Below are 24,945 nucleotides of genomic sequence, written 5' to 3'. Positions count from 1 at the left end.
CAGGTTCGTTCTGGGTTGTTTCGCCACCCACGTTCGCCCTGACCCCGTCGAGGTTCATCTATCCTTGCCGCCGGTAACGGAAAAGAACAGTGCTTCGACAAGCTCAGCGCGAACGGAGTGGGGTTATCAATTCAGGCCAATCTTGCTTTAGGCTCTCGGCCCGATGAAACCGCTTCTGATGACATCCGCCGCTGCGATGGCTTTAGCCATGGTGATGACGATTCCTGCCGCCGGCGCGCAGGTGTTCGTTCAGCCGACGCCCGGTCAGCCACAATATGGTCCGCAATCCCCGGCCGATGAACTGGCCAGCGAGATGCGCGTGCTCGCCGTCACCCCCACCGATGTGCGCGCGATGGTGCGGGCCGGCGAACTGACGCTCAAGCTGGACGATGCGACGGCGGCATCGGGTTTCTTCGCGCGCGCGGAACGGATCGACCCGAACAATCCACGCATCAAGGCGGGCAAGGGCATCATCCTGCTCCGGTCTGGCCGACCGGGCGAGGCGCTGCGCCGTTTTGCCGAGGCCGAGCAGTTGCGCGGCGACGTGCGCACCTTCGCGGCCGAACGCGCTCTCGCTTACGATCTGATCGGCGAACAGGAACGGGCGAAGCGCGATTACCGGCTGGCGCTGAAATCCGGCGCGCTGAACGAGGTGGGTGCGGACGAAACTGCGCGTCGTTATGCACTGTCGTTGGGCATTTCGGGCAAGCGCGACGAGGCGCTGGCGCAGATCGATCCGTTGCTTCGCCGCAGCGATCGCGGCGCGTGGCGCGCGCGCGCCTTCATCCTGGCGATGAACGGCGACGGGCGCGGGGCGGAGCGGATCGCGGCGAGCATGATGCCGGGCGGGCTGGGGCAGGGCCTGCAGCCGTTCTTCGACAAATTGGCGACATTGGGGCCGGCGGATCGCGCCTTCGCGGTGCATTTCGGCGAGGTGCGCATGACGCCGCAACGTCTGGCCGATGCACGGATGGCACCGGTACTTGCTGCATTGGGGCCCGATCCGGACAAGCCGGTGGCGGTCGCGGTCGTCGCTGCGCGCCCGGTCGAGGTCGCGATCAGCACGAACAAGCGCGACAAGAAACGTGGCAAGCGCGACAAGATCGTGTTGGCGGTCGCGGAACAGGCACCGGTGCCGCTGCCACCGCCGCCGACCTATCAGGCACCTGCCGTGGCGATGGTGCAGGCCTTGCCGACGCGGCCGACCTACGCCCCGCTGACGCGCTCGCCACTGCTCTCGTCGACGCCCACTCCGACCCCGACCCCAACTCCGTCGCAATCGGTTGTGCTCGCCTCGAACCGGGCGAACCTGCCGAGCGCTCTGCCAGTGCCGCGTCGCGACACCGTGGCACCCAATCGCGCGGCGGCGGAGACGGACATGCGCGTGACGAGCGTCGTGCCCGATCGGTCGATCGCGCCGATGGCCCGCTCGGGGCTGGTGCCGGCGCGGTCTGCGCTGTCTTCCACACCGGCACCGGCACCGGCACCGGCACCGGCACCGGCACCGGCACCGGCACCGACGCCCGCTCCGCTCGGTGAGGCGGCGGGTCCGTACGAACCGATCACTCCGGCGATTGTCGCCAAAGCGTCTCCTGCGCCGTCCGTGCCAGCGCCGACCATCGTCGCCGCTCCCAAGGCGGACGTTACGCCTGCACCGGCACCCCAATCGACCTCGCCGGAATTGGCGACGCCGACCGTCGCGGTGCGGGAGCCGACCATCGCGCAGGCTGCGCCGAAATCGCTGCCGCCAGTGCCGGGGCCGATCAAGGGCGAGGATTCGATCCTCGCCAAGATCATCGCCAACATCACCGTGCCGGGCTCCGAACTCGATGTATCGACGCCGGAGCGCGAAGCGGCGCCGGTCGCTGCGGCGGACCCGGTCAAGCTGGCGGAGGTCGCACCGCGTCCGATCGCCAAGGCTCCGGTGCGGACCGAACCCGATCCCGCCGAGATCGAAGCCAAGGCCGCCGCCGAGAAGGCGCTGGCCGACAAGAAGGCGGCGGACAAGAAGCTGTCCGACAAGAAACTCGCCGACAAGAAATTGGCGGACAAGAAAGCTGCCGATGCCAAGAAGCTGGCCGACGCCAAGAAGGCGGAGGAGCTGAAGCGCAAGAACGATCCCAAGATCCTCGAACCCTCGCGGATCTGGGTGCAGGTGGCGGGCGGCGCGAACGAGGGCGATCTGCCCAAGGAATGGGCCAAGGTGCGCGAGAAGACGCCCGCCGCGTTCAAGGGCAAGAGCGGCTGGATGACGCCGCTACGCGCGACCAATCGCGTGCTGACCGGGCCGTTCAAGACCGATGCGGAGGCGCGGTCGTTCGTCAACGCGCTGGCGAAGGAGGGGATGTCGGGTTTCACGTTCACCAGCGAGGCGGGGCAGAAGGTTACGCGGCTGGGCGGGAAGTGAGTTTGCGCTATGCTCAATTATCGTCGTCATCCCGGACTCGATCCGGGATCGAACGTGCCGCACGGATCGCAGGCGTTGCTTCCGCGGCACGCTGGATCCCGGATCAAGTCCGGGATGACGGTTATGGGTTTGGCGAGGGCTGGGTTTGAACACGCCCGCCCCATGGGCGTCCAACCCCGAACACAGCCGAGGCCGCCTGCATCCCGAACGCGTCGGCTCCGTGCGCGGCCCGCGCGATGCGTTTCAGCGCGACCGTGATCGCATCATCCATTCGATCAGCTTCCGCCGGCTGCGCCACAAGACCCAGGTTTTCATGTCGCCCGATGGCGATCATTTTCGCGTTCGCCTGACGCACAGCTTAGAGGTGGCGCAGATCGGGCGGACGATCGCGCGCGCGCTGGGCCTGAACGAGGATCTGACGGAGGCGCTCTGCCTCGCCCACGATATCGGCCATCCGCCGTTCGGCCATGCCGGGGAGGATGCGCTGAAGACCGCGCTCGCGGAGCATGGCGGGTTCGATCACAACGGCAATACGCTGCGGGCGTTGATGACGATCGATTCGCCCTATCCGCGCTGGCCGGGGCTGAACCTGACGTGGGAGACGCTGGAGGGGCTGGCCAAGCATAACGGGCCGATCCACGATGTTGGCTGGGCGCTGGCGCAGGCGGATGCGGCATTTTCGCTGAATCTGACGCGCTGGCCGAGCCTCGAGGCGCAGGTCGCGGCGATCGCCGACGACATTGCCTATGACAATCACGATATCGACGATGGCCTGCGCGCCGGACTGCTCAGCATCGATCAGATGATGGCGGTCGGCTTCGTCGCGGACGGGTGGCGGCAGACCTGTTCCGACAATGACGATATCCCGCCGATCAAGCTGGTGGGCGAACTGATCCGGGCGCAGATCGGCGCGATGGTCAACGATGTGATCGCCGAAACGCGTACGCGATTGGCCGATGCGCGGATCGAGACGGCGGACGACGTGCGGGCGGCAGGGCAATTGGTCGGATTCTCCGACGCGATGCGCGAGGACGAGCGCGTGTTGAAGCGCTTCATGTACGCCAATTTGTATCACCATCCGCGCCAGTTGGAGGCGGCGAAGGCAGCGCACGGGGTGGTCGCGGGGCTGTTCGCGGCGTATCACGCCGATCCGGCGCTGATGCCGGGGGATTGGCCGCAACGCCTGCCGGCGAGCGAACCCGAGCGCAGTCGGCATATCGCCGATTTCATTGCCGGAATGACGGATCGCTACGCCGTGACGCGATACCGCGAGGCGGTGGGGCCGGTGGATCTGCCCGAGGGGTTTTGAGATCCGCCCGTTCGCTTTGAGCTTCCAAGCTCAAAGCGAACGGGGTTTCGGATCAGCGAGCAGCCAATTCCATGCCTTCGGCATTCGCGCTGGCGACATCGAACGACACGGGTACGCCGCCCGAACGGCCGGTCACATGGCCGTCCCGCACGGTGAGGCGGAAGTCGCGACCCGAGGAGCTGCGGCCCGACAGGATCGTCGCGTCGCCCTTGACGGCGGCGGTGTAGACATAGGTTTCGCCGTCGCGGGTGAAGCTGCGCTGGCCGGCCGTGTCCTTGGCGAACGCTGGGGCGGCGGCGAGCGTGGCGAGCAGGGCGGCGGCGGTGAGGAGCTTAGTCATGGTCTGGTCCCTTCGAATTACGAAGCCGGATCAGCATCCCGTCCTGTGATCGTCGTTTGTTGCCATCATCATATTGCAGTGCAGCATAATCCCAAGCGCAAAGATTGCGCGACCGGTTGCACCAAACGCACGATGGTTCGTGCGGTTGGTACACTTCTGCGACAAAGGCGGCGTAGGCAGGATCAGCGAATATGAGGGTGGTGCCATGGCGGACGTCAATATCGCGTTGAACCGGTTCGGCCTCGGTGCCCGCCCGGACGAACCGGTGCCCAACGACGCGAAGCGCTGGCTGATCGGGCAATTCGATTCCTATCAGGCGACCCCACCCGCCTTGGCCGCGATGCCCGGGCGACGGGAGGTGGCCAACGAACTTGCCGATTATCTCGAACAGCAGCGACTGGCGCGTCAGCAGGGGCTGGGCCCGAACCAGCGGAAGACACAGGCGGTTCAGGGCCGACCGTCTTCGATGGCGGAAGGCGCGGCGATGGCCGCCCCGGCGATGACCGAGCAGGCCGGCGCACTGCCCGGCGACAAGATGCTACCGCCCAAGGCCGATATGGAGAGCGGCGCTCCGGATCCGGTGAAGCAGGCCCGGCAATTCGCCCGCAGGCAGGGCCAGCAATATTATGTCGGCGCGGTCGGCGCGCGCGCCACCGCCGCACTCGTCACGCCGGCACCATTTGTCGAGCGGCTGGTGTATTTCTGGGCCAATCATTTCGCGGTCTCGGCGGATAAGCTGACCGTGATCGGGCTGGCCGGGCTGATGGAGTTCGAGGCGATCCGCCCGCATGTGCTGGGCAAGTTCGGCGATATGCTGAACGCGGTGGAGCGGCATCCGGCGATGCTGCTGTATCTCGATCAGGCGCAGTCGGTCGGGCCGAACAGCTTTATCGGTGCGCGATCGGGCCGGATCGGCCCAAGTCAAGTCGGGGGGGGACAGCGCAAGATCGGCCTCAACGAGAACCTCGCGCGCGAGATCATGGAGCTGCACACGCTGGGCGCGCGCAGCGGCTATACCCAGAGCGATGTGACCGAATTCGCCCGCGCGATGACCGGCTGGACCGTTGCTGGCATCGCGCGGGGGCCGGGCGCGCGCTTCGTCGATGCGGCGGGCCAGCCCGGCGACTTCGTCTTCGCGGACCGGCTGCACGAACCGGGCGGGCGCACGATCATGGGCAATGGCTATGCCCAGCAGGGTGAGGCGCAGGCGCAGGCGGTGCTGAACGACCTCGCCGTCCACCCGGCGACCGCTACGCATCTCGCGACCAAGCTCGCGCGACACTTTGCCGGCGATACGCCGCCGCCGGCGCTCGTGGCGCGGATGCAGGCCGCCTATCTCAAATCGGGCGGGGACTTGCCGAGCGTGTACCGCGTGCTGATCGACTCGCCCGAAACCTGGGCTCCGGCGCCGGCCAAGTTCAAGACGCCGTGGGAATGGTCGGTGTCCGCCTATCGCGCGATGGGCGCGATGGCCGTGCAGCCGCAGGTGATGACCGGGCTGTTGACGCAACTCGGTCAGCCGACCTGGCGGCCGGGATCGCCCGCCGGCTATGACGATATCGCGGGGTCCTGGGCCGGGCCGGACGCGGTGATGCGCCGGGTCGAGGCGGCGGAGCGGTTCGCCGGGCGCGCCGGGCAGACGATTGACGCGCGCACGCTCGCGCCCAGACTGTTCCCGGCGGCGGTCAGCCCGGCCACCGCGCAGGCGCTGACGCGGGCGGAAAGCCCGTCCCAGGCACTGGCCTTGCTGCTCGTCGCCCCAGAATTCATGCGGAGATAATCCAATGATCGATCGACGCCATTTCGTTCGCAGCGGTGCGCTCGGCATCGCCGCCCTCGGCCTTGCGCCGCGCCTGGCCTTCGCCAAGGCGGAGACGGACAATAGGTTCGTGTTCATCATCCAGCGCGGCGCGGCGGACGGGCTCGGCACGATCGCGCCGGTCGGTGACCCGGCGTTCGTCGGTGCGCGCGGTGCGCTGGCGGCAGATTTCGCCAATGCGATGAAGCTGGATTCGATGTTCGCGCTGCATCCTTCGCTGGCGACGGTCGGCGGGATGTACACCAAAAGCGAGGCGCTGTTCGCGCACGCGGTCGCCTCGCCATATCGCGATCGATCGCATTTCGACGGGCAGAACGTGCTCGAAACCGGTGGGACGGGGGCGTATCAGGTCAAGGACGGCTGGCTCAACCGCCTGCTCTCCGTCCTTCCGCCGCAACAGGCCAAGGCGATCGCCGTCGCGGCCACGGTGCCGCTGGCGCTGCGCGGTCGGAACGAAGTGGGGTCCTACGCGCCCTCCAGCCTGCCCGATGCCTCGGATGACCTGCTGCAGCGCGTGACCATGCTCTATGAAGGCGACAGTCAGCTTCACGCGCTGTGGAGCGAGGCGATGGGTACGCGGATGCTGACGAGCGACCTGGCGGGCGACAATGGCCGCAACGCCGCCGCGACCGGCGCGCTCGCGGCTCGGCTGATCGCCCCGGCCAATGGCGCGCGCATCGCGATGATCGAAACCGGCGGCTGGGACACGCACGCCCAGCAAAGCGCACGCCTCGGACAGCAACTGAAAGGGCTGGACGCGATGATCGGCGCTTTGCAGGCGGGACTTGGTCCGGTTTGGGCCGACACGATGGTGCTGGTCGCGACCGAGTTCGGCCGCACCGTGGCCGTCAACGGCACCGGCGGCACCGATCACGGCACCGGCAGTTCGGCGATGCTGATCGGCGGCGGCGTGAAGGGCGGGCGCGTGATGGCCGACTGGCCGGGGCTGGGCACGGCGGCGCTTTACGAAGGGCGCGACCTGAAACCGACGATGCAGCTGGATGCCCTGATCGGCGGCGCGGTCTCGGCGCATTTCGGGGTGGAGCCGGGGCGGGCGATGGCGGCACTGTTTCCGGCGACGAGCCGGACAGCGGCGGTACAGGGTTTGACGCGGGTCTAACCTGTCGTTGCCACACAGACAGTCCTATATATATTTACAACAATATCACTTGTCATCCAAAGCCTGATCGGTCAGCTATTGCTCAAATCGATGGAGCAAAAGTTACGATGCGGAAGACGATTTTGTTGATCGCTTTGATAGCTTTGCCCGGCGGCGCGTATGCTCAATCAGCGGCGGAGCCTTTTACCGGTTTTCATGCTGGTCCGGCGATTGGTGCGGTTGATCATCACTTTGTGCTTGAAGAGTCCACCAGCGGTGGACCGATCCGGCAGTTCAATGTGACGCGTTGGGGGATTGGTGGCGAAGGCTTCGCCGGTTACGATCTAGCCGTTACTCAAAAAATAGTTGTTGGCGCAGAAGCAGCGTTTGATTTTGGCGGTCGATCGGCAATTGAGAGCAATCGGGATTATACATTCGGAATAGTTCCCCGTCATGGGTTCAGCCTTTCAGTGAGACCTGGCTACAAAGCTGGTTCCCGCGTTTTACTTTATGCCGGGGGCGGTTTCGGAGGCCATGATTATCGGGTCGTCGATTCGGCGTCATCGGCTGCCGATAGCGACATGACCCATACCCGAAGTTTTATTTTACGCGGTGGCGCGGAGTATGCGTTTTCGCGCCGAGGCCGTGTTCGATTCGAATTCCAACATCTTGACGGCACACGCAATCTGTTCATGCTCGGATTTCCTTTTCGTTTCTAACCGGCGGGATGTGATGATGAAGATGCTGGCGACGCTGCCGATCATTTTCCTGTTTGCCGCAGCAGCACCTGAGCCTCGACCGGACGCCTGGCTCCAGCAGCGTCTGGATCGAATATTGGTTGCAGCAGGTCAATCGGCCGGATCTATCGAAGCGCACTGGTCGTCAACCGAGGATCTCCGGCTGGAACAACGCGGCGCGGTGGTCGCCATCCCGCAATCTTTGGTGGCTACCGCCCCGTCGGAGCAGGCGCTGGATGGCGTATTGTCGATGGTCGTCGCTTATCAAAGGCAAGATGCACGAGCCAAACGCGGGCCATCGGCAGGTGAGGTCGCTGCGGTCGTTGCGCTAACGGCATTGACGGGCGGGGCTACTGACGGTCAGAGTTCGAACACCAAGTTCCTGCCGATTGTTCCCGATGGCATGGCGAGCCGTGATGTCGATTTCGATGCGGCGCGGCGGCGTGCCGCTTGGCGCGGAGCAAGGTGGAATGTGGCAGTTGGGGGATGCACGCGGGAGTTGGTGGCCTTCCTTCGGCATTTGGCCACGAACCCGGCTGTTATCCTGGGCGGTAAGAACTCCCGGCTGGTTAGCGCGGAACCGGCCAGACGGATTTTACGCGATATGGGGACACTGGCGTCTCCGTCCGATGAGCCGTGTGCGCAGGCAAGCGACCCGACCTTCCGATCGTTTCAGGAAAAAATAAAAGCCTGAGCCGGCGTTGGCTTTCGAAGGCCACGCTTCCAGGGCGGGATCTTGCCGGCATAATTGCTCAGGCCGGCATCGGTAGATTTGAAGCCATCGCGCATCTCCGCTAAGGCCCGCGCTCGCTTTCAGGTTCGGACTTTTTCCATGACGCTCTACACCCGTTTCGCCGCGCATCTCGATGCGGTGCTCGATACCCTCGTTGCTTCGGGCGATCTGCCGGAGGGGCTCAATCGCACGGCCGTGACGGTGGAGCCGCCGCGTGACGTGACGCATGGCGATCTGGCGACCAATGCCGCGATGGTGCTGGCCAAGCCCGCAGCCACCAATCCGCGCGCGCTGGCCGAGAAGATCGCCGCCGAACTGGGCAAGCTCGACGAGGTCGAAACGGTGTCGATCGCCGGACCGGGCTTCATCAACATGACGCTGACCGAGGATATCTGGCGCACCGAATTGTCGGCGATCACCGATGGCGGGGCGGATTACGGGCGGTCGTCGCGCGGCAAGGGCATTACGGTCAATATCGAATATGTCTCGGCCAATCCTACGGGGCCGATGCATATGGGGCATTGCCGTGGTGCGGTGGTCGGCGATGCGCTGGCGTCGTTGCTGGAGTTCGCCGGCAACACGGTGATCCGCGAATATTATGTCAACGATGCCGGTGGGCAGGTCGATGTCCTCGCGCGCTCCGTGCACCTGCGCTACCGCGAGGCGCTGGGTGCGACGATCGAGATCCCGGAAGGCCTGTATCCGGGTGACTACCTGATCCCGGTCGGCCAGGCTTTGGCGCAGGAATTCGGCGATAAGTATGTCGATGCGCCGGAGGCCGAATGGCTCGATCTGTTCCGCAAGGGCGCGGTCGCGTCTATGCTGGTGCTGATCAAGGCCGATCTGGCGCTGCTCGGCATCCATCATGACCTGTTCTCGTCGGAGGCGGAATTGCAGGCGGCGGGCAAGCCCGAGGCGGCCGAGGCGGAATTGCGGTCGCGCGGCCTGATCTATGACGGCGTGCTGGAAGCGCCGAAGGGCGAGACGCCCGAAGATTGGGAGCCGGTGGTGCTGCCGCTGTTCCGTTCGACCCAGTTCGGCGACGATCAGGATCGGCCGATCCGCAAGTCGTCCGGTGCCTGGACCTATTTCGGTGCCGACCTCGCCTACCATTATCAGAAGGCACAGTCGGCGGACGCGCTGATCGATATTTGGGGCGCGGACCATGCCGGCACGGTCAAGCGGATCGTCGCGGCGGTGCAAGCACTGACGGGCGGCAAGACGAAGTTCGACATCAAGATCGTGCAGATGGTACGGCTGCTCCGCGCCGGCGAGCCGGTGAAAATGTCGAAGCGTTCCGGTAACTTCGTGACGCTTGCCGATGTCGTGAATGAGGTCGGCAAGGATGTCGTGCGTTTCACGATGCTGACGCGCAAGGCCGATGCGCAGATGGATTTCGACTTTGCCAAGGTTGTCGAGGCATCGAAGGACAATCCGGTATTCTACGTGCAATATGCGCACGCCCGCATCATGTCGCTGCATCGCCGCGCCAAGGAGGCCGGAATCGCGTGTGCTGGCATCGATCTGTCCCAGCTTGAAACGGACGATCTGGCGCTGGTGAAGCTCGCCGCGCAGTTCCCGCGGGTGGTGGATACCGCCGCAGCGGCACGGGAGCCGCATAGAATCGCGTTTTATCTCTATGACTTGGCGGCGGCGTTCCACGCGCTGTGGAATGTCGGCAACGACAATCCGGCCCGTCGCTTCCTGATTGCCGACGATCCGGTGGTCACGTGCGCGCGTCTTTTCTTGGCCGACGCAATCGGGCAGATCATCCGCAACGGACTTGGCATCATGGGGGTGCAGGCGGTCCAGGAGATGAATTGATGGCTTCCGACAACCACGCGGTGCGTGACGAGGATCGGCTGCCCTGGCTGGAAACGGTCGAGGAGGATTACGACAACGGGCCGAGCATCGCGCGGATTCTCGGTCTGGTCGTGATCGGCCTGGCGGTGATCGCGGCGGCGATCTTCGGCTATCACTATTTCCAGAAAAGCCGGGGGGCTGACGGAAACGGTGCGCTGATCGAAGCGCAGCAGGGCGACTATAAGGTCAAGCCCGAGGAGCCGGGCGGGCTGAAGGTGAAGGGCGAGGGCGATACCGCGATCGCGACCAGCGATGGCGCGGGCACCAGCAATGGCGTGATCAATCTCGACGCCGCACCGGAAGCGCCGGTGGCGGGCACCAAGGCCAAGCCGGGATCTCCGGCGCCGGCCGCCGGCGCGGCCAAAACGGTGGCACCGGTGCCTGTATCCGGCGGCAAGCTGACGGCAGCACCGACCGGTCCCGACATCAACGTGGCAGGCGCGGGTGCTTCGGGCGGGTCGCTGGTCCAGCTCGGGTCGCTGGGCAGCGAAGCGGAGGCCAATGCGGTCTGGGCGAAACTGTCCAAGCGATTCACCGATCTCGCGCCGCTCGGCAAGTCGGTCCAGAAGGCCGAGGTCAACGGCAACACCGTCTACCGCCTGCGCGTGAACGCCGGCAGCGCGGGCCAGGCCAAGACGCTGTGCGGCAAGCTGAAGGTCGCGGGCGAGGCGTGTTTCATTCCGAGCAATTGAGCTCGGGCAATCGTTTCCGTCCGTCCTGAGGACATCATCCCTACTCAGGGCGGGCGGAGCTTGTTAGAACGGGGCATGATCCCCGTAATCTTCGGCCTGTCGGGCCTCGAAATCACTGCGGCAGAACGCAGTTTCTTTTCCGCCGCGAACCCTGCCGGCTACATCCTGTTCAAACGCAATATCGAGAACCGCGCGCAGGCCCGCGCGCTGACCGACGATCTGCGTGCTATGTCCGGGCGGGACGACCTGCCGATCCTGATCGATCAGGAGGGCGGTCGCGTGGCGCGGATGCGCGCGCCGGAATGGCCGGAATTCCCCGCGGGCCCGGCCTTCGATGCGCTGTACGAACGCGCGCCGATTTCCGGGATCGAGGCGGCGCGGGTGAATGCGCAGGGCATCGCGCTGATGCTGGCGGAGGTCGGCATCACGGTCGACTGCCTGCCGCTGCTCGATGTGGCGCAGCCCGATACGACCGAGGCGATCACCTGCCGCGCTTTGGGGAGTGAGCCGTTGCGGGTGGCGGCGATGGGGCGGGTGATTCTGGACGGGCTCAGGCGCGGTGGGGTCGTCGGGGTGGTCAAGCATATGCCGGGGCATGGGCGGGCGATCGTCGATACGCATTACCATTTGCCGACCGTCACGGCATCGGATGCCGAACTGGAGATCGACCTCGCGCCGTTCATCGCGCTGAAGGATGCGCCGATGGGCATGACATCGCACATCATATTCGAAGCCTGGGATCCGGAGCGCCCCGCAACGCTATCGCCGATCATCGTGCAGGATATCATCCGCAAGCGGATCGGCTTCGACGGGCTGTTGATGACCGACGATATCGACATGAAGGCGCTGAGCGGAAGCGCGGGCGACAAGGCGGCGGGCGCGATCGCGGCGGGGTGCGACATCGTGCTCGATTGCTGGGCGAGGATGCCGGAGATGGAGGACATTGCCGGGCGGGTGAGCGCGATCTCCGATGTGTCGCGGGCGCGGCTGGACCGGGCGATGGCGACGATCGCGGGGGCGGTGCCGCAGGGCGATCTGGCGGAACTGATCGCCAAGCGGGATGCGCTGCTGGCCGTGGTGTGAATGATCCTTGGCCCAAAACCCGTCACCCCAGCGCAGGCTGGGGTCTCCCCGAGGCGCGCGGATCGCACACCCCATTGAGATCCCAGCCTTCGCTGGGATGACGACGGGGTTGGTGACGAAGGGGTTTAGGTGGCGTCGCGATTATGCGTAATGTGTCGCCGTGACCGACGAACCCGAACAACTGACGCTGGATATCGACGGGTGGGAAGGGCCGCTCGATCTGCTGCTCGATCTGGCGCGGCGGCAGAAGGTGGATCTGCGCGAGATTTCGATCCTGGCGCTGGTCGATCAATATCTGCGCTATGTCGAGGAGGCGAAGGCGATCAAGCTGGAGCTGGCCGCCGATTATCTCGTCATGGCGGCGTGGCTCGCCTATCTGAAATCGGCGCTGCTGCTGCCGCGCGATCCGGAGGCGCAGCCCGATCCCGAGGAACTGGCGCTCCGGCTGCAACTCCGCCTCGAACGGCTCAACGCGATGCGCGAGGCCGGGGCGCGGCTGATCGCGCGCGACCGGATCGGGCGCGACGTGTTCGTGCGGGGCAGTCCTGAGGGGCTGCGGACGGTGCGCAAGGCGTTGTGGCAGGCGGAGATTTTCGATCTCATCGCGGCCTATGGGCGGATCACCGCGCGGACGCGCCCGGTGATGCATGTCGTCGCCGATCGCCATGTGATGACGCTGGACGCGGCGCTCGAGCGCGTATCGAGACTGCTCGGCATGACTGTCGAATGGGGCACGATCGAAAGTTTCCTGCCCGATGCGGCGGCGGGGCCTTTTCGCAAATCGGCGCTGGCGAGCAGCTTCCTCGCCGCGCTGGAACTGGCGCGGCAGGGGCGGGTGGAACTGCGCCAGAAATCGCCCTTCGCTCCGCTATATCTGCGTGCGCCGGCATGACGCCGTTCAATTCTGGGCCCGACGATCTGACCCGCGCGGTTGAGGCGGTGCTGTTCGCCGCGAACGAACCGATGACGGCGGAGGCGATCCGCGCGCACCTGAACGGAGCGACCGGCGTGGGCGAGGCGCTGGCGCGGCTGCAGGCGGATTATGACGGGCGCGGCGTGGAACTGGTGGTGCGCGGCGACCGCTGGCATTTCCAGACCGCGGCGGACATGGCGCACCTGCTGCGCCGCGACCGCGAGGAACCGCGCAAGCTGAGCCGCGCGGGCATCGAGACGCTGGCGATCATCGCCTATCACGAACCGGCGACGCGCGCGGAGATCGAGGCGATTCGCGGCGTGCAGATATCTAAAGGCACGATCGATGTGCTGATGGAGGCGGGCTGGGTTCGGCCGGCGGGGCGGCGCGAGGTGCCGGGCCGACCGTTGCTGTACGCCACGACGGCGGATTTCCTCGCGCATTTCGGCCTGTCCAGCCGCCGTGACCTGCCGGGGCTCGACGATCTCAAGGCGGCGGGGCTGCTCGATCCGGTCGACATCGCTTTTGAAACTATCGAGGTGGTCAATCCGTATGAGGAAGACTAGATAGGGCGTAACTCCAAGGAGAAGTTTCATGGGTAGTTTCAGCCTCGTGCATTGGCTGGTGTTGGGCGTCGTGATGGTGCTCGTGCTGGGCGGCGGCCGCTTCTCCAATATGATGGGCGACGTCGCCAAGGGCATCAAGCAGTTCAAGAAGGGCATGGCCGAGGAAGACGGCAAGCCGGAGCCGTCGCGGATCGACGCGAAGCCGGCGGCCGATCCGGCGTTCGACCGCGATGGCGAAAAGCTGCGCGAAGAGCGCTGACGCCTCGCTCAATCCCGTTCGCCCCGAGCCTGTCGAAGGGCCGCACTTCTGCGCTACGGCGGAAAGAAGAACGGCCCTTCGACAGGCTCAGGGCGAACGGTTTGGTTTATCTCCCAGCACTTCTGATTGAACGATAGCCCTTCATGTTCGACATCGCGCCCACCGAATTGATGCTCGTCGCGGTCGTCGCGCTGGTCGTCATCGGGCCCAAGGATCTGCCGCGCGCGATGCGCTTCGTCGGTCATTGGGTCGCGAAGGCGCGTGGCGTGATGGGGCAGGTCCGTTCCGGTTTCGACACGATGGTGCGCGAAGCCGAGCTTCAGGAAATGGAAAAGAAGTGGGCCGAGGAAAACGCCCGGATCATGCGCGAGCATGCCGATCCGGTGGCGGCCCTGCCCAGCACGCCGGCCGATCATGCCGGTGAGACCGTCGTCGATCACGTGTCGGAAGACGCGCCACCGGTGATGGTCGAAGCACCGACGATCGCGCCGCCGGTCGTCGTGCCTGCCGCCGAACCGCAGCTCGAACTCGAACCCGGCGCGCCAGCGACCAAGACGGCCAAAGCGCGCAAGCCCCGCGCGAAGAGCACCGAACCCAAGGCCGCATCGTGAGCGACGAACCAAGCGAGATCGACGCATCGCGTGCGCCCCTGCTCGATCATCTGATCGAGTTGCGCCGCCGCTTGCTGTATTGCGCTGTCGCGATGCTGCTGACGTTCCTGATCGGCTTCTATTTCTCGCGCCCGATCTTCGCCTTTCTGGTCCACCCGCTGGTGATGGCGGGGCAGAAGACGATCATTTCGACCGAAGTGTTCGGCGGCTTCCTGGTGCAGGTGAAGGTGGCGTTCTTCGCCGCGATGATGATGTCGTTCCCGGTGATCGCTAACCAATTGTGGCAGTTCGTGGCACCCGGCCTCTACCGCCAGGAAAAGCGCGCGCTGTTTCCGTTCCTGCTCGCCACGCCGGTGCTGTTCATCGCCGGCGCATCGATGGCCTATTTCATCGCCGTGCCGATGGCGTTGAAATTCCTGCTGTCTTATCAGGGCGATCTCGGCGGGATCCGTCAGGAGGCGCTGCCAACGGTGACGAGTTACCTGTCGTTCGTGATGCAATTCCTGTTCGCGTTCGGCCTGTCGTTCCTGCTGCCGGTGCTGCTGATGCTGCTCGAGCGCGCCGGGATCGTCACGCGCAAGCAATTGGTCGCCGCGCGGCGCTACGCGATCGTCGCGGCGTTCGCGATCGCGGCGGTGCTGACGCCGCCCGACGTCGGCTCCCAGCTATTGCTCGCGATACCGCTGGTGCTGCTGTACGAGATGGCGCTGATCGGCATCTGGTTCACCGAGCGCAAGCGCGCAAAGGTCGCGGCGGAAACGCCTGAGGTCGTTCCGGAGTAAGGTCCATTCCTCCGTCATCCTGAACTTGTTTCAGGATCCAGGCGGGGACGGATCACCCACGGACACTGTCTTTGTGGCCACTGACCGCGCCTGGATGCTGAAACAAGTTCAGCATGACGAGGACGCGCATAGAAAAAGGCCCCCTCCCGGGTGGGAGAGGGCCTTTCCTGTTCCGGCCTGAGCCGAAAGCTTACTTGGCGTCCTTGGCCGTCTTGGCGACCGTCTGGCCGGCTGAGGACACGTCCTTGCCGGCACCTTCGATCGTGTTGCACGCGCTGACCAAAAGGGCTGCGGCGACGACGGCCATTCCTGCGAATTTACGCATCGGGATACTCCTTGCTGTTGATATGGTTGAGAACCTGAGCTGAGAATGATCGGATCGCCGGTTCGTTCCGGTCACGACGCGACATTTGCGGCGACCCGTGGTGCCGTTCGAATATTCGCGATGTGGGGAAAGTTATTGGGCCCGGAAGCGCCTCCGGGGGGGGGAGGGTAGACGCTTCCGGGCCCATGTCTTGGATAGCGAGAGCGGGGGGGCATAAGTTCGCTATCCGAATATCATAACGGGCTGCACGACCATCGGTTCCGGCGATTCTTACAAAAACCGAATCTTTTTTCGATCGGCCGCAGTTTCAGTCGCGGCCGGTCACCGCGATCGTGATTTCGTAGGCACCGATCAGCGGATCATGGTGCAGCTTCGAGCGCAACTGGCGCGAAAGGCCCTCCATGACGCGACCGTAGCGATCCTTGATCGCGACCTGCAACGCATCGCAATCGACCAAAGAAGGCGAACTGATGCGCAGTACCGCGCGCTCCTGGGTTTCGCCGGGCTTCACCGAAATGCGGATCTGCGCCGCCGGGTTGCAGCTCATCGCCAGTTCGACGATCTCGGTGATCAGGAACGCCACGGCGATGCCGATATCCTGATTGACCAGCCACGGTTCGACATCGAGCAGGATGCCCAGGCCGGACGAATTGTCGGGCGCGGTGGCGCGGATGTTGGAGGCGAGTTCGCCGATCACCGAGCGTAGCGAGAGGCCGCGATGCTCCTCCATCTCGGCGAAATGGTGGCGGTGGACCACGGCCAGCGCATCGACGCGACGCTGGATGCCGGCATAGGCCGCGCTGGCCTCGACCGATTTCGCGCTGCGGGCGTGGAAATTGATCAGGCTGGAAATGACCTGCAGGTTGTTCTTCACGCGGTGATGCACTTCGCGGGTCAGCTTGGTCTGGCGCACCAGTCCCTCGGCCAGGCCGGCTTCGTGCGCGGCCACGGTGCGGCTGATGTTGCGGAACGTATCGCCAAGCTCGCGAATCTCCTGCGCAGGCAGCGCGCGGACCTCCTCGGGATCGATTTCCTCGCCGGGAACGTAAGCGGCCACCGCGGTGCGCAGGCGGCGCAGCGGACGGATCAGCAGGCGATCGACGATGAACCAGCCGATGCTGGCGGCGGCGAACCACATCAGGATCGGGAACAGCAAGGCGATCATCACCGGCGGCGTGATCGGCTGGCTGCGGATCGTCATTTCGAGATCGAGATCGCCCAGGCCGAGCGCGACCCGCTGCGTCTCGCGTCGTTCGAGCGTGGCGCGTTCGGGCAGGGGGGTCAGCGTCAATTCGACATCGGCTTGTGCCAGCCGGGTTTCGAACGGGATCGGGAAGCCGCTCGGTTGGCCGATATCGGCGAGGAAGCGGGCAGGGAAGAAGGCGTTGGCGCTCGCTCCGCTGCGATTGCCACCGATCGCCAGCACCACACCCTTTCCGGGCACGACGCGTGCGGCGATCTGCGCGGTGCCGGGGGTGGCGAGCAGGGTGAGATCGGGTGGCAACGCGGTGCCGCACAATACGCGGCGGCTGGCATCGATGATCGCGAAGCGCGTGCCGCTCGCGGCCTGCTGCGCGAACACGCCTTGTGCACGGGCGCAGCTCGGTGCGTCGCCGGCATCGGTGTCGAGCGCGTTGAGCGCCACGCGCAGTGCAGTCATGTCGCCGATCATCTCGATCGCCAGCCGGCGCGCACTTTCCGATGACGCGACGCGCACGCGCGCCCGCGCATCGGCGGTGGCGTTCTGCGCGGTGTTCAGCGTGGCGAAGAAGGCGATCACGGCGAGCGGCAACAAGGCCGCGCTCAGGATCAGGAAGACTTTGGCCCCGGTCGGAATCGCGGCGACGAACAGGGAGGATCGCAGGGGTATATTGCCGACCGCGCCAGATAAGGCGCGTGTGTCGGCGGGCGGGACAGTAACGGTATCGTCGGTCACTATTCGGTCAATCGAGTTTACCCAGAAGATCGAGCAGATCGGCCGGAATGTCTTCCTCCACGGTCTTCTGATACACCGTGCGCAGGGCCGCGCCCATGTCGCGATCCTTGCTCTGCACCCTGGTGGATCCAACCGGAGTCTTTCCGGCCGGTGCCGGCTTCTTCGCAGACTTTGAAGACTCGTCGCCCGAACGCAATGCCGTCCCCCCTGAACACGCCGGCGGCAGCCGGGTACGATTTGAAACACCGATTTGGGATCGGCCCGATGACAAGAAACCGGCCCGCGATCACGAACCGATTAATCGCACGTACATCGTGCGACGACTGCATGAAACCAAATAGCGCGCCGATTGTTCCACCTGCGATGCGAAAATTCCTATTCGACTGAATCGCATTGCAAACCAGCCGAGCCGCTTCCACAAGGACGGCGATTTTTCATGTCAGGAGACCCCGACAGCCATGTCGCTTGGACAGCAGCTTGCCCCCCATCTCCCCTTCCTGCGCCGTTATGGTCGGGCACTCACCGGCAGCCAGACGCATGGCGACCGTTACGTTCGTGCCACGCTGGAAGCGATCGTCGCCGCGCCGAGCGAATTTCCGCGCGATGTCGATCCCCGGCTCGGGCTGTACCGCATGTTTCAGGCGATCTGGGGCTCGACCAATTATGACGAGACGCTGGAGAATTCCTCCGCCGACGACGGTGACGATCAGGAATCGATCGCGCGGGCGCGGCTGGCGCGGATGACGCCGCTGTCGCGTCAGGCATTGTTGCTGACCGCGATGGAAGGCTTCACCCCCGAGGACGCGGCCTATTTGATCGAGGTCGAAACATCCGATGTCGATTCGCTCGTCGCCGAAGCACTGGCCGAAATCGAGAAGCAGACCCGCGCCCGCGTGCTGATCATCGAGGACGAGCCGCTGATCGCGATGGATATCGAGACGATCGTGCGCGATCTCGGCCATGACGTGACCGGTGTCGCAGTGACGCGCGACGAAGCCGTTGCGCTGGCGATGGAAGATCGCCCGGGCCTCGTGCTGGCCGACATCCAGTTGGCCGACGATTCGTCGGGGATCGATGCGGTGAAGGACATCCTCGCCGAATTCCAGGTGCCGGTGATCTTCATCACTGCCTTCCCGGAACGTCTGCTGACCGGCGAGCGGCCCGAGCCGACGTTCCTGATCACCAAGCCGTTCCAGCGCTCCACCGTCAAGGCGGCGATCGCACAGGCCTTGTTCTTCGATTCAGCGACCGTTCCGGCGCTTTAAGCCCGGTCGTCATCCTGAACTCGTTTCAGGATCCAGGCGCGGTCAATTGCCTCATGGACAGTGTCCTTGGGTCGGCTGACCGCGCATGGATGCTGAATCAAGTTCAGCATGACGGCGCTGTTTTGGAAACGAAAGTTCCCAACGATACGGACCCAAAACGGTTTTCGCGGGTTTACCCTGCATGACCGACCCAAACGAAAAAATTCGTGTCTCCGGCCAGGACGCCCGTGCGGGTGCCACGCCGCATATGACACGCTACATCCTGGGCATCTCGCTGGTGCTCGTCATCGTGATCTTCGCGTTCCTGTTCATGAAATAGCGCAGGCTAAGCGTTTGATTTCCGGGGGCGTGCTGGCTTTCTGCCGGTCTTATCCCTATGTCTGACAAGAATAAGGCAAAAGCGGGTGTTCATGTCTGAATCCGAAACGAACGACGACGAGATCGGCGCAGATGCCGCCAACGAGGTCGTCGAGCACGTCGCGTTATCCGATCCCGAGTTCAAGAAAGAGCTGGCACAGGTCATTCCGCATCTGCGCGCCTTCGGGCGCTCGCTGTCGGGCAATCGCGATCTCGCCGACGATCTGGTGCAGGAAACTCTGATGAAGGCATGGGCCGCGCGTCAGCGGTTCCAGGCCGGCACGAACATGCGCGCCTGGACCTTCATCATCCTGCGCAACCTGTATCTTAGCCAGATGCGCCGGGCGCGCTTCAAGGGCGAATGGGACGATCTCGTTGCCGACAAGATTCTCGCCGCGCCGGCGAGCCAGGATCGGCATGTCGAACTCGGCGATATGCAGCGGGCGTTGCTGCATCTGCCGCAGCCGCAGCGCGAGGCGCTGATCTTGGTGGGCGCGGGTGGCTTCGCGTATGAAGAAGCGGCCGAGATTTGCGGCGTCGCCGTGGGCACGATCAAGAGCCGTGTGGCGCGTGGTCGCGTGGCGCTCGAAACGATCCTCGGGGACGGTTCGCTGCCATCGCGCCGCACGCACAGCAACGAGCCGGGCATGACGGCGCTCGATACGATCATGGGTGAAGTCGAAAGCCTGAGCCGCGATCGGGGGTGATTTGCGCAACCGCTGTGCTGTGGTCGGGTGCCCGGAATGTAAAATCATCCACCGTCACCCCGGACTTGATCCGGGGTCCAACTAGCGGCTTTCGATGCGCCTAGTTGGGTCGGGGTACGCGTGCGGCAGGTTGAATCCCGATGAACACGGGCCTCATTCCATTATCGGATTTGCCGACGGTTCAATCGATCCGGTCGAGACTATCAAACAATTGCCGCCAATCCTTTGGCAACTCGTCCTGCTCGTCGTAAGCACGATGCAGCGCACCGGCCATTACATCGCCAGCGAACGGTGCCGTTACGCGAAAAGCGCTCGGGGTTGCGACTTGCGCCGCGTTGAGAAAAGCCTCGGCCATCATCCTGCACAAACGGTCGAACAGCACATTTGTTGCTTGCCAATAGGCCAAAGGAGCGCCGATGTAGCGACTTGCCGCATGGATAGCCCTACGCCAGACCCCCGGATCATCGCCGCCGTATCGCGGGCACGCGCGGAATCTCCGTTCCTGACGATGGTGCTGGGCCGCGAGCCCGATCTCGCCTTTATGCTCGACGCCGGTATCCTGCCGCCGCTCGATCCGGGCTTGCCCGATGCGCCAATATCCCGCGCACTTCGACTAGCGCGACGGCGGATTTCCCTGCTGGTGGCGATCGGCGATTTGGCCGGTGTGCTTGATCTGACTGCGGTAACCGGAGCACTCAGCGATTTTGCCGATCGCGCGCTCGATCTGGCGATCCGCACCGCGATCGAGGAACGTACGCCGGGGGTCGAACCGGTCGGCTTCGTCGGCATCGCGCTCGGCAAGCAGGGCAGCCACGAACTCAATTATTCGTCCGACATCGATCCGATCCTGTTGTTCGATCCCGCGACGCTTCCGTGTCGGGGCCGCGAGGAGCCGCAGGAGGCGGCGGTGCGGATCGGCAAGCGCGTCGTCGAACTGCTCCAGGCGCGCGACGGCGACGGTTATGTCCTGCGCGTAGATCTGCGCCTGCGTCCCTCGCCCGAGGCGACGCCGCTCGCGCTACCGGTCGATGCCGCGATCGCCTATTACGAATCGCAGGCGCTGCCGTGGGAGCGGGCGGCCTTCATCCGTGCCCGGGCCGCAGCGGGAGACATCGCGCTCGGCCAGCGCTTCCTCGACACGATCCACCCGTTCGTGTGGCGGCGCGCGCTCGATTTCGGCGCGATCGGTGAAATCCGCGGCATATCGCGCCGGATCCGCGATCATCATGCGCAGGGCCAGGCGTTCGGCCCCGGCTTCGACCTGAAGCGCGGGCGCGGCGGTATTCGCGAGGTCGAGTTCTTCGCGCAGATCCACCAATTGATCCACGGTGGGCGCGATCCGGGTCTGCGTGCACCGGCGACGCGCGATGCGCTGGCGGCGCTGGCGGGGGCCGGGTGGATCGGCGCGGACGAGGCGGCGGCGATGGCGGAGAGCTATACGCTGCTGCGCACGATCGAACACCGCGTGCAGATGATCGATGATCGCCAGACGCATCACCTGCCGGTCGGCCCCGCGCTGGACGGCGTGGCGCGGCTGCACGGGGTGGAGGATGGCGCGGCGTTGCTCGATCTCCTGCGCCCGCATGTCGCCGGCACCGCGCGCATTTACGATTCGATCGAGCCGGACGAAGGCGATGCGCTGTCGCACGATCCGGCGCGGCTGGCCGATCAACTCGCCGCCGCCGGCATTGCCGATACGACAGGCGCGGTGCAGCGCGTCGCGCAATGGCGCGCCGGGTCCTATGCCGCGTTGCGCAGCCCGGCGGCGCTACAGGCGCTGGAGGCGGTGCTGCCCGCTTTGATCGATGCGCTCGGCACGGCACCCGATCCTCATGCTGCGATCCTGCGGCTCGATGCGATGCTATCGCGGCTGCCCAGCGCGATCAATTTCCTGCGCCTGCTCGAGGCGCGCCCGGCGCTGGCACGTTTGCTCGGCGCGATCCTCTGCCATGCCGAGCCGCTGGCCGAGGCGCTGGGGCGGCGCGCGGACCTGCTCGACGGGCTGATCGACGCGACCGCGCTGGAGGCGGTCGGGTCGGTCGCCGACCTCGCCGCAGAGATGGGGGAGGGCGCGGATTATCAAGCGCGGCTCGATCATGTGCGTAAGGTGGTGGGCGAGAAGCGCTTCGCCTTGGGCGCGCAGATCGTCGCCGGCGTGTCCGATCCGCTCGACGTATCGGCAGGTTATGCGCGCGTCGCGGAGGCCGCGATCCGGGTGCTGGCAGATGCCACGGTCGCCGATTTCGCCACGAAACATGGCCGCGTGCCGGATAGCGAACTGGTCGTCCTGGCGCTGGGGCGCATGGGGGGCGGGGCGTTGACCCACGCCTCGGATCTCGACCTGATCTATCTGTTCACCGGTGATTTCGCCGCAGAATCCGATGGCGAAAAACGTCTGGGGGCAGTGCTTTACTATAACCGTCTAGCACAGCGTCTCACCGCGGCCTTGTCCGTCGCCACCGCGTCCGGACCACTCTACGAGGTCGATACGCGGCTGCGCCCTTCGGGCACGCAGGGGCCGCTATCCGTCTCGCTCGACGGCTTCGCGCGCTATCAGCGCGAGAGTGCGTGGACATGGGAGCATATGGCGCTGACCCGCGCCCGGCCGGTGTTCGGATCGGGGGCGGCGCAGGCCGAAACGGTCGCGGTGATCCAGGCCGTGCTGCACGGCGAGCGCCCGGAGCGCGATTTGATCGCCGATGCGGTGACGATGCGCGCCGACATGGCCGCGCACAAGCCGCCCGCCGGGCCGCTTGACGCCAAGCTTTCGCCCGGTGGACTGGTCGATCTGGAGTTCGCCACGCATGTCGCGCAGCTTGTCCACCGTACCGGCTTCGACGCCAATCTCGGCCACGCGATCGATGCGCTGATCGTCGCGGGGCTGGCCCCGCCGGAGATGCGCGGCGCGCACGATCTGCTCACCCGCCTGATCGTCACGCTGCGCCTCGTCGCGCCCGATGCGCAGGTGCCCGAGCCGACCACGCAGGCGCTGATCGCCCGCGCCGTCGGCCTGCCCGATTGGCCGGCGACGCTTGCCGCGTTCGATCGGACGCGGCAGGAGGTGATGCGATTCTGGGCCAGCGTAGGAGGCGACGATGTCGGTTGAATTGGGCGATACCCTGCCGGACGTGGCGTTGACGCGGCCGGATGGCACGAAGATCGATCTGCGCGCCTCGATCGGCACGCCGCTGGTGCTGTATTTCTATCCCAAGGACGACACGACCGGCTGCACCCGCGAGGCGCAGGATTTCGGTGCGCTCTATCCGGACTTTCAGGCGATCGGAGTCGAGGTGCTGGGCGTATCGAAGGATACGCCGGCGAAACACGCGAAGTTCATCACGAAATACGATCTGAAGGTGCCGCTCGCCAGCGACGAGGATGGCTCCGTAACCGAGGCGTTCGGCGTGTGGATCGAGAAGCAGTTGTACGGCAAAACCTATATGGGCATCGATCGTTCGACCTGGCTGTTCGATGCGGCCGGAACACTGCAAAAGGTTTGGCGCAAGGTGAAGGTGCCCGGCCACGCCGCTGCGGTAATGGAAGCTGCGAAAGCGCTGGGCTGACCGGGCATTCGCACCCGGCAAATTCCCCAATCCGCTCAACGGATTCGGCCCATATGCGCACTTGAATTGTGCGCCGCACCAGAAATATCCGCGAAAGTTCACGTGCCATTCAACGACTCGCCGCGCGACTCCTGCAACTGACCGCGCAAACCGGCGCTTGGGGTTGTTAGTTAAAGACTCTGTGGGTCACAAAGGCTGGGTCAAGAACGCGGAGGGGCTGCGATCGAGGCAAATCAGGGGTTGGATGCCGGAATGTTCCGGTGTCCCTAGCAAGATCGCCGGGGATTAATGACCAAGATTTCCATCGCGCACGTCGCGGAAGACACCGCGAACAAGCTTGCGCGGTTCCGGGCGTGGTTCATCACGCGGGACTTCATCTTCCATGATGGCCGCGCCCTGCGCCGCTTCAGCATCGGTGGCCGGACCCAGGCGATCGCCGCCAGCGTCGCCGCCGTCACGATGTGTTTCTCGGTGTACGGCGTTGCACAGGCCGCCGTCGGCGCCGTGGCGCTGACCGGTATGGTCGATGCGCATTCCTCGGCCGATGCGAAGGTCGCGCAGATGCAGGCGAAGGTCGCCGCGATGCAGGCCGATGTCGCCACGATCAAGAGCGTCGCCCAGGCGCACGCCGTCCGCGTCGAAGAGCGTCAGGCCCTCATCACCGCTGTCGTTACCGGCAAGGGCGCCCCGCGCGAAGTCGCCTCCACCGTCATCGACCCCAAGGCCGCGAAGCTCGCCGCCGATGTCGTCGCCCCGCTGGAGAAGATCGAACGCCGCCAGGTCGTGTTGGCCGTGCAGGCCCGCCGCGTCGTCGAACAGCGTATCGCTATGACCACGCAGAAGGTCAGCCGCCTGGGCGTCGCCGCCAAGCGTCTGGCCAAGATGCCTGCAATGGGTGGCCCGTTCGAGGCCGCCGACAGCAACGAAGCTAGCGTCGATCTGCAAGCCGATCAGCAGTTCCGCTCCTTGTTCATGACCTGGAAGAAACTCGATTCGCTCGAGCAGTCGGTCATCGCCATTCCCTCGGCCCAGCCGGTCGAGCGGCTCAGCTTCACCAGCAATTACGGCGTCCGCGCCGATCCGTTCCGTGGCACCGCGGCGATGCATGCCGGTGTCGATATCCCCGGTCCGGTCGGCACGCCGATCTACGCCACCGCCGACGGTTACGTCGATCGCGCCGAGCGTTCGGGCGGCTACGGCAATCTGGTCGAGATCGATCACGGCAAGGGCATCCAGACCCGTTACGGCCACCTCTCCAAGATTCTCGTCGCCCCCTTCACCCGCGTGAAGCGCGGCCAGTTGATCGCGTTGATGGGCTCGACCGGCCGTTCGACCGGCCCGCATCTCCATTACGAAGTGCGCATCGACGGCCATGCCGTGAACCCGGTGCCGTTCCTGCAGACCGCCGATTATCTCGCGTCCGGCCATAATGGCCCGAAGATGACGCCGGTATCGGTCGGCGGCCCGGCAGCCGACGGCGCGGAGTAAGGGAAGCCTGCTCTAGATCGTAAATCGCTAAGACCGTTCTTCGCGATCCAGTTCGAGCAATCATCGCTCACCGTCACCCCGGACTTGTTCC

General features: G+C 65.2%; 25 protein-coding genes. 20 read left to right on the top strand and 5 right to left on the bottom strand.

Annotated features, from left to right (window positions below):
• The first annotated feature begins 178 nt into the window (after nucleotides 1-178).
• Together U1738_RS17695 and U1738_RS17690 are read left to right on the top strand one after the other, a co-directional pair.
• Nucleotides 179-2,407 carry an SPOR domain-containing protein gene (locus tag U1738_RS17695; RefSeq protein WP_332790345.1) on the top strand — a complete coding sequence of 743 codons (2,229 nt, stop codon included), beginning with the start codon at nucleotides 179-181 and terminating at the stop codon, nucleotides 2,405-2,407.
• Between the two features lie 145 nt (nucleotides 2,408-2,552).
• Nucleotides 2,553-3,716 (top strand): deoxyguanosinetriphosphate triphosphohydrolase, encoded by a 1,164-nt coding sequence (locus tag U1738_RS17690; protein ID WP_332790344.1) that lies wholly within the window; start codon nucleotides 2,553-2,555, stop codon nucleotides 3,714-3,716.
• A 52-nt stretch (nucleotides 3,717-3,768) separates the two neighbouring features.
• On the opposite strand, the gene U1738_RS17685 is transcribed toward U1738_RS17690, so the two are convergent.
• The gene (locus U1738_RS17685) at nucleotides 3,769-4,056 is read right to left on the bottom strand and encodes a hypothetical protein (protein WP_332790343.1); all 288 of its coding nucleotides are present in this window, start codon (nucleotides 4,054-4,056) and stop codon (nucleotides 3,769-3,771) included.
• Nucleotides 4,057-4,261: 205 nt separating this feature from the next.
• Between U1738_RS17685 and U1738_RS17680 the strand changes: the two genes are divergently transcribed.
• From U1738_RS17680 to tatC, 12 genes are all read left to right on the top strand, one after another.
• A complete protein-coding gene (locus U1738_RS17680) occupies nucleotides 4,262-5,836 on the top strand; it encodes a DUF1800 domain-containing protein (RefSeq protein WP_332790363.1) in 1,575 nt (524 codons plus the stop codon).
• A 4-nt stretch (nucleotides 5,837-5,840) separates the two neighbouring features.
• Nucleotides 5,841-6,995, top strand: a complete 1,155-nt coding sequence (locus tag U1738_RS17675) for a DUF1501 domain-containing protein (protein ID WP_332790342.1) — start codon at nucleotides 5,841-5,843, stop codon at nucleotides 6,993-6,995.
• 107 nt (nucleotides 6,996-7,102) lie between these two features.
• Nucleotides 7,103-7,693 (top strand): outer membrane protein, encoded by a 591-nt coding sequence (locus U1738_RS17670; RefSeq protein WP_332790341.1) that lies wholly within the window; start codon nucleotides 7,103-7,105, stop codon nucleotides 7,691-7,693.
• 16 nt (nucleotides 7,694-7,709) lie between these two features.
• Complete coding sequence (locus U1738_RS17665; RefSeq protein ID WP_332790340.1) at nucleotides 7,710-8,405, top strand: hypothetical protein; 696 nt, start codon at nucleotides 7,710-7,712, stop codon at nucleotides 8,403-8,405.
• Between the two features lie 138 nt (nucleotides 8,406-8,543).
• Nucleotides 8,544-10,268, top strand: coding sequence for an arginine--tRNA ligase (argS, locus tag U1738_RS17660; protein WP_332790339.1), 1,725 nt, complete (start codon nucleotides 8,544-8,546; stop codon nucleotides 10,266-10,268).
• Nucleotides 10,268-10,999 carry an SPOR domain-containing protein gene (locus U1738_RS17655; RefSeq protein WP_332790338.1) on the top strand — a complete coding sequence of 244 codons (732 nt, stop codon included), beginning with the start codon at nucleotides 10,268-10,270 and terminating at the stop codon, nucleotides 10,997-10,999. Before argS ends, U1738_RS17655 begins: the two co-directional genes overlap by 1 nt.
• Nucleotides 11,000-11,074: 75 nt before the next feature.
• Nucleotides 11,075-12,082 (top strand): glycoside hydrolase family 3 N-terminal domain-containing protein, encoded by a 1,008-nt coding sequence (locus U1738_RS17650; protein ID WP_332790337.1) that lies wholly within the window; start codon nucleotides 11,075-11,077, stop codon nucleotides 12,080-12,082.
• A gap of 160 nt (nucleotides 12,083-12,242) precedes the next feature.
• Nucleotides 12,243-12,974 (top strand): segregation and condensation protein A, encoded by a 732-nt coding sequence (locus U1738_RS17645; protein ID WP_332790336.1) that lies wholly within the window; start codon nucleotides 12,243-12,245, stop codon nucleotides 12,972-12,974.
• The gene (gene scpB / locus U1738_RS17640; RefSeq protein WP_332790335.1) at nucleotides 12,971-13,561 is read left to right on the top strand and encodes an SMC-Scp complex subunit ScpB; all 591 of its coding nucleotides are present in this window, start codon (nucleotides 12,971-12,973) and stop codon (nucleotides 13,559-13,561) included. The genes U1738_RS17645 and scpB overlap by 4 nt, the downstream gene beginning before the upstream one ends.
• A 28-nt stretch (nucleotides 13,562-13,589) precedes the next feature.
• Nucleotides 13,590-13,820, top strand: a complete 231-nt coding sequence (locus U1738_RS17635) for a twin-arginine translocase TatA/TatE family subunit (protein ID WP_332790334.1) — start codon at nucleotides 13,590-13,592, stop codon at nucleotides 13,818-13,820.
• A 143-nt stretch (nucleotides 13,821-13,963) separates the two neighbouring features.
• A complete protein-coding gene (gene tatB / locus U1738_RS17630; protein WP_332790333.1) occupies nucleotides 13,964-14,431 on the top strand; it encodes a Sec-independent protein translocase protein TatB in 468 nt (155 codons plus the stop codon).
• Nucleotides 14,428-15,213: a twin-arginine translocase subunit TatC gene (tatC, locus tag U1738_RS17625; RefSeq protein WP_332790332.1), complete on the top strand. Its 786-nt coding sequence runs from the start codon at nucleotides 14,428-14,430 to the stop codon at nucleotides 15,211-15,213. Before tatB ends, tatC begins: the two co-directional genes overlap by 4 nt.
• Nucleotides 15,214-15,403: 190 nt before the next feature.
• Here the strand turns inward: tatC and U1738_RS17620 are convergent, their stop codons facing one another.
• From U1738_RS17620 to U1738_RS17610, 3 genes are all read right to left on the bottom strand, one after another.
• Complete coding sequence (locus U1738_RS17620) at nucleotides 15,404-15,538, bottom strand: entericidin A/B family lipoprotein (RefSeq protein ID WP_332790331.1); 135 nt, start codon at nucleotides 15,536-15,538, stop codon at nucleotides 15,404-15,406.
• 307 nt (nucleotides 15,539-15,845) lie between these two features.
• Nucleotides 15,846-17,474: a sensor histidine kinase gene (locus U1738_RS17615; protein ID WP_332790330.1), complete on the bottom strand. Its 1,629-nt coding sequence runs from the start codon at nucleotides 17,472-17,474 to the stop codon at nucleotides 15,846-15,848.
• 7 nt (nucleotides 17,475-17,481) lie between these two features.
• Entirely contained in the window at nucleotides 17,482-17,592 is a 111-nt protein-coding gene (locus tag U1738_RS17610; protein ID WP_332790329.1) for a NepR family anti-sigma factor, read from the bottom strand.
• A gap of 340 nt (nucleotides 17,593-17,932) precedes the next feature.
• On the opposite strand from U1738_RS17610, the gene U1738_RS17605 reads away from it, so the two are divergent.
• The 3 genes from U1738_RS17605 (at nucleotide 17,933) to U1738_RS17595 (ending at nucleotide 19,803) form a co-directional block, all read left to right on the top strand.
• On the top strand, nucleotides 17,933-18,739 hold the full coding sequence (locus U1738_RS17605; protein WP_332790328.1) for a response regulator: 807 nt from the start codon (nucleotides 17,933-17,935) through the stop codon (nucleotides 18,737-18,739).
• Between the two features lie 181 nt (nucleotides 18,740-18,920).
• Nucleotides 18,921-19,058 (top strand): hypothetical protein, encoded by a 138-nt coding sequence (locus U1738_RS17600; protein WP_055781399.1) that lies wholly within the window; start codon nucleotides 18,921-18,923, stop codon nucleotides 19,056-19,058.
• Nucleotides 19,059-19,149: 91 nt separating this feature from the next.
• A complete protein-coding gene (locus U1738_RS17595; protein ID WP_332790327.1) occupies nucleotides 19,150-19,803 on the top strand; it encodes a sigma-70 family RNA polymerase sigma factor in 654 nt (217 codons plus the stop codon).
• Between the two features lie 181 nt (nucleotides 19,804-19,984).
• Here U1738_RS17595 and U1738_RS17590 read toward each other — a convergent pair whose 3' ends face one another.
• Complete coding sequence (locus U1738_RS17590) at nucleotides 19,985-20,209, bottom strand: hypothetical protein (RefSeq protein ID WP_332790326.1); 225 nt, start codon at nucleotides 20,207-20,209, stop codon at nucleotides 19,985-19,987.
• A 27-nt stretch (nucleotides 20,210-20,236) separates the two neighbouring features.
• On the opposite strand from U1738_RS17590, the gene glnE reads away from it, so the two are divergent.
• The 3 genes from glnE to U1738_RS17575 all read left to right on the top strand — a co-directional run bounded on the left by glnE (nucleotide 20,237) and on the right by U1738_RS17575 (nucleotide 24,854).
• Nucleotides 20,237-22,909 (top strand): bifunctional [glutamate--ammonia ligase]-adenylyl-L-tyrosine phosphorylase/[glutamate--ammonia-ligase] adenylyltransferase, encoded by a 2,673-nt coding sequence (gene glnE / locus U1738_RS17585; protein ID WP_332790325.1) that lies wholly within the window; start codon nucleotides 20,237-20,239, stop codon nucleotides 22,907-22,909.
• Nucleotides 22,899-23,366 carry a peroxiredoxin gene (locus U1738_RS17580; protein ID WP_332790324.1) on the top strand — a complete coding sequence of 156 codons (468 nt, stop codon included), beginning with the start codon at nucleotides 22,899-22,901 and terminating at the stop codon, nucleotides 23,364-23,366. Before glnE ends, U1738_RS17580 begins: the two co-directional genes overlap by 11 nt.
• Before the next feature lie 288 nt (nucleotides 23,367-23,654).
• The gene (locus U1738_RS17575; protein WP_332790323.1) at nucleotides 23,655-24,854 is read left to right on the top strand and encodes a peptidoglycan DD-metalloendopeptidase family protein; all 1,200 of its coding nucleotides are present in this window, start codon (nucleotides 23,655-23,657) and stop codon (nucleotides 24,852-24,854) included.
• The last annotated feature ends 91 nt before the right edge of the window (nucleotides 24,855-24,945 follow it).

Source organism: Parasphingomonas caseinilytica, assembly GCF_036663755.1.
Taxonomy (GTDB): Bacteria; Pseudomonadota; Alphaproteobacteria; order Sphingomonadales; family Sphingomonadaceae; genus Sphingomonas.
The sequence above is the reverse complement of the archived record's forward strand: the minus strand, read 5'-3'. Positions and strand labels throughout refer to the sequence as shown.

What these genes read in the sequence shown, in the direction of transcription:
- U1738_RS17665 (WP_332790340.1), top strand. Translation starts at nt 7,710, where the DNA reads ATGAAGATGCTGGCGACGCTGCCGATCATTTTCCTGTTTGCCGCAGCA.
- U1738_RS17675 (WP_332790342.1), top strand. Translation starts at nt 5,841, where the DNA reads ATGATCGATCGACGCCATTTCGTTCGCAGCGGTGCGCTCGGCATCGCC.
- U1738_RS17605 (WP_332790328.1), top strand. Translation starts at nt 17,933, where the DNA reads ATGTCGCTTGGACAGCAGCTTGCCCCCCATCTCCCCTTCCTGCGCCGT.
- U1738_RS17580 (WP_332790324.1), top strand. Translation starts at nt 22,899, where the DNA reads ATGTCGGTTGAATTGGGCGATACCCTGCCGGACGTGGCGTTGACGCGG.
- U1738_RS17680 (WP_332790363.1), top strand. Translation starts at nt 4,262, where the DNA reads ATGGCGGACGTCAATATCGCGTTGAACCGGTTCGGCCTCGGTGCCCGC.
- U1738_RS17655 (WP_332790338.1), top strand. Translation starts at nt 10,268, where the DNA reads ATGGCTTCCGACAACCACGCGGTGCGTGACGAGGATCGGCTGCCCTGG.
- U1738_RS17595 (WP_332790327.1), top strand. Translation starts at nt 19,150, where the DNA reads ATGTCTGAATCCGAAACGAACGACGACGAGATCGGCGCAGATGCCGCC.
- scpB (WP_332790335.1), top strand. Translation starts at nt 12,971, where the DNA reads ATGACGCCGTTCAATTCTGGGCCCGACGATCTGACCCGCGCGGTTGAG.
- U1738_RS17695 (WP_332790345.1), top strand. Translation starts at nt 179, where the DNA reads ATGACATCCGCCGCTGCGATGGCTTTAGCCATGGTGATGACGATTCCT.
- U1738_RS17600 (WP_055781399.1), top strand. Translation starts at nt 18,921, where the DNA reads ATGACCGACCCAAACGAAAAAATTCGTGTCTCCGGCCAGGACGCCCGT.
- U1738_RS17685 (WP_332790343.1), bottom strand. Translation starts at nt 4,056, where the DNA reads ATGACTAAGCTCCTCACCGCCGCCGCCCTGCTCGCCACGCTCGCCGCC.
- glnE (WP_332790325.1), top strand. Translation starts at nt 20,237, where the DNA reads ATGGATAGCCCTACGCCAGACCCCCGGATCATCGCCGCCGTATCGCGG.
- U1738_RS17670 (WP_332790341.1), top strand. Translation starts at nt 7,103, where the DNA reads ATGCGGAAGACGATTTTGTTGATCGCTTTGATAGCTTTGCCCGGCGGC.
- U1738_RS17575 (WP_332790323.1), top strand. Translation starts at nt 23,655, where the DNA reads ATGACCAAGATTTCCATCGCGCACGTCGCGGAAGACACCGCGAACAAG.
- U1738_RS17620 (WP_332790331.1), bottom strand. Translation starts at nt 15,538, where the DNA reads ATGCGTAAATTCGCAGGAATGGCCGTCGTCGCCGCAGCCCTTTTGGTC.
- tatB (WP_332790333.1), top strand. Translation starts at nt 13,964, where the DNA reads ATGTTCGACATCGCGCCCACCGAATTGATGCTCGTCGCGGTCGTCGCG.
- U1738_RS17650 (WP_332790337.1), top strand. Translation starts at nt 11,075, where the DNA reads ATGATCCCCGTAATCTTCGGCCTGTCGGGCCTCGAAATCACTGCGGCA.
- argS (WP_332790339.1), top strand. Translation starts at nt 8,544, where the DNA reads ATGACGCTCTACACCCGTTTCGCCGCGCATCTCGATGCGGTGCTCGAT.
- U1738_RS17635 (WP_332790334.1), top strand. Translation starts at nt 13,590, where the DNA reads ATGGGTAGTTTCAGCCTCGTGCATTGGCTGGTGTTGGGCGTCGTGATG.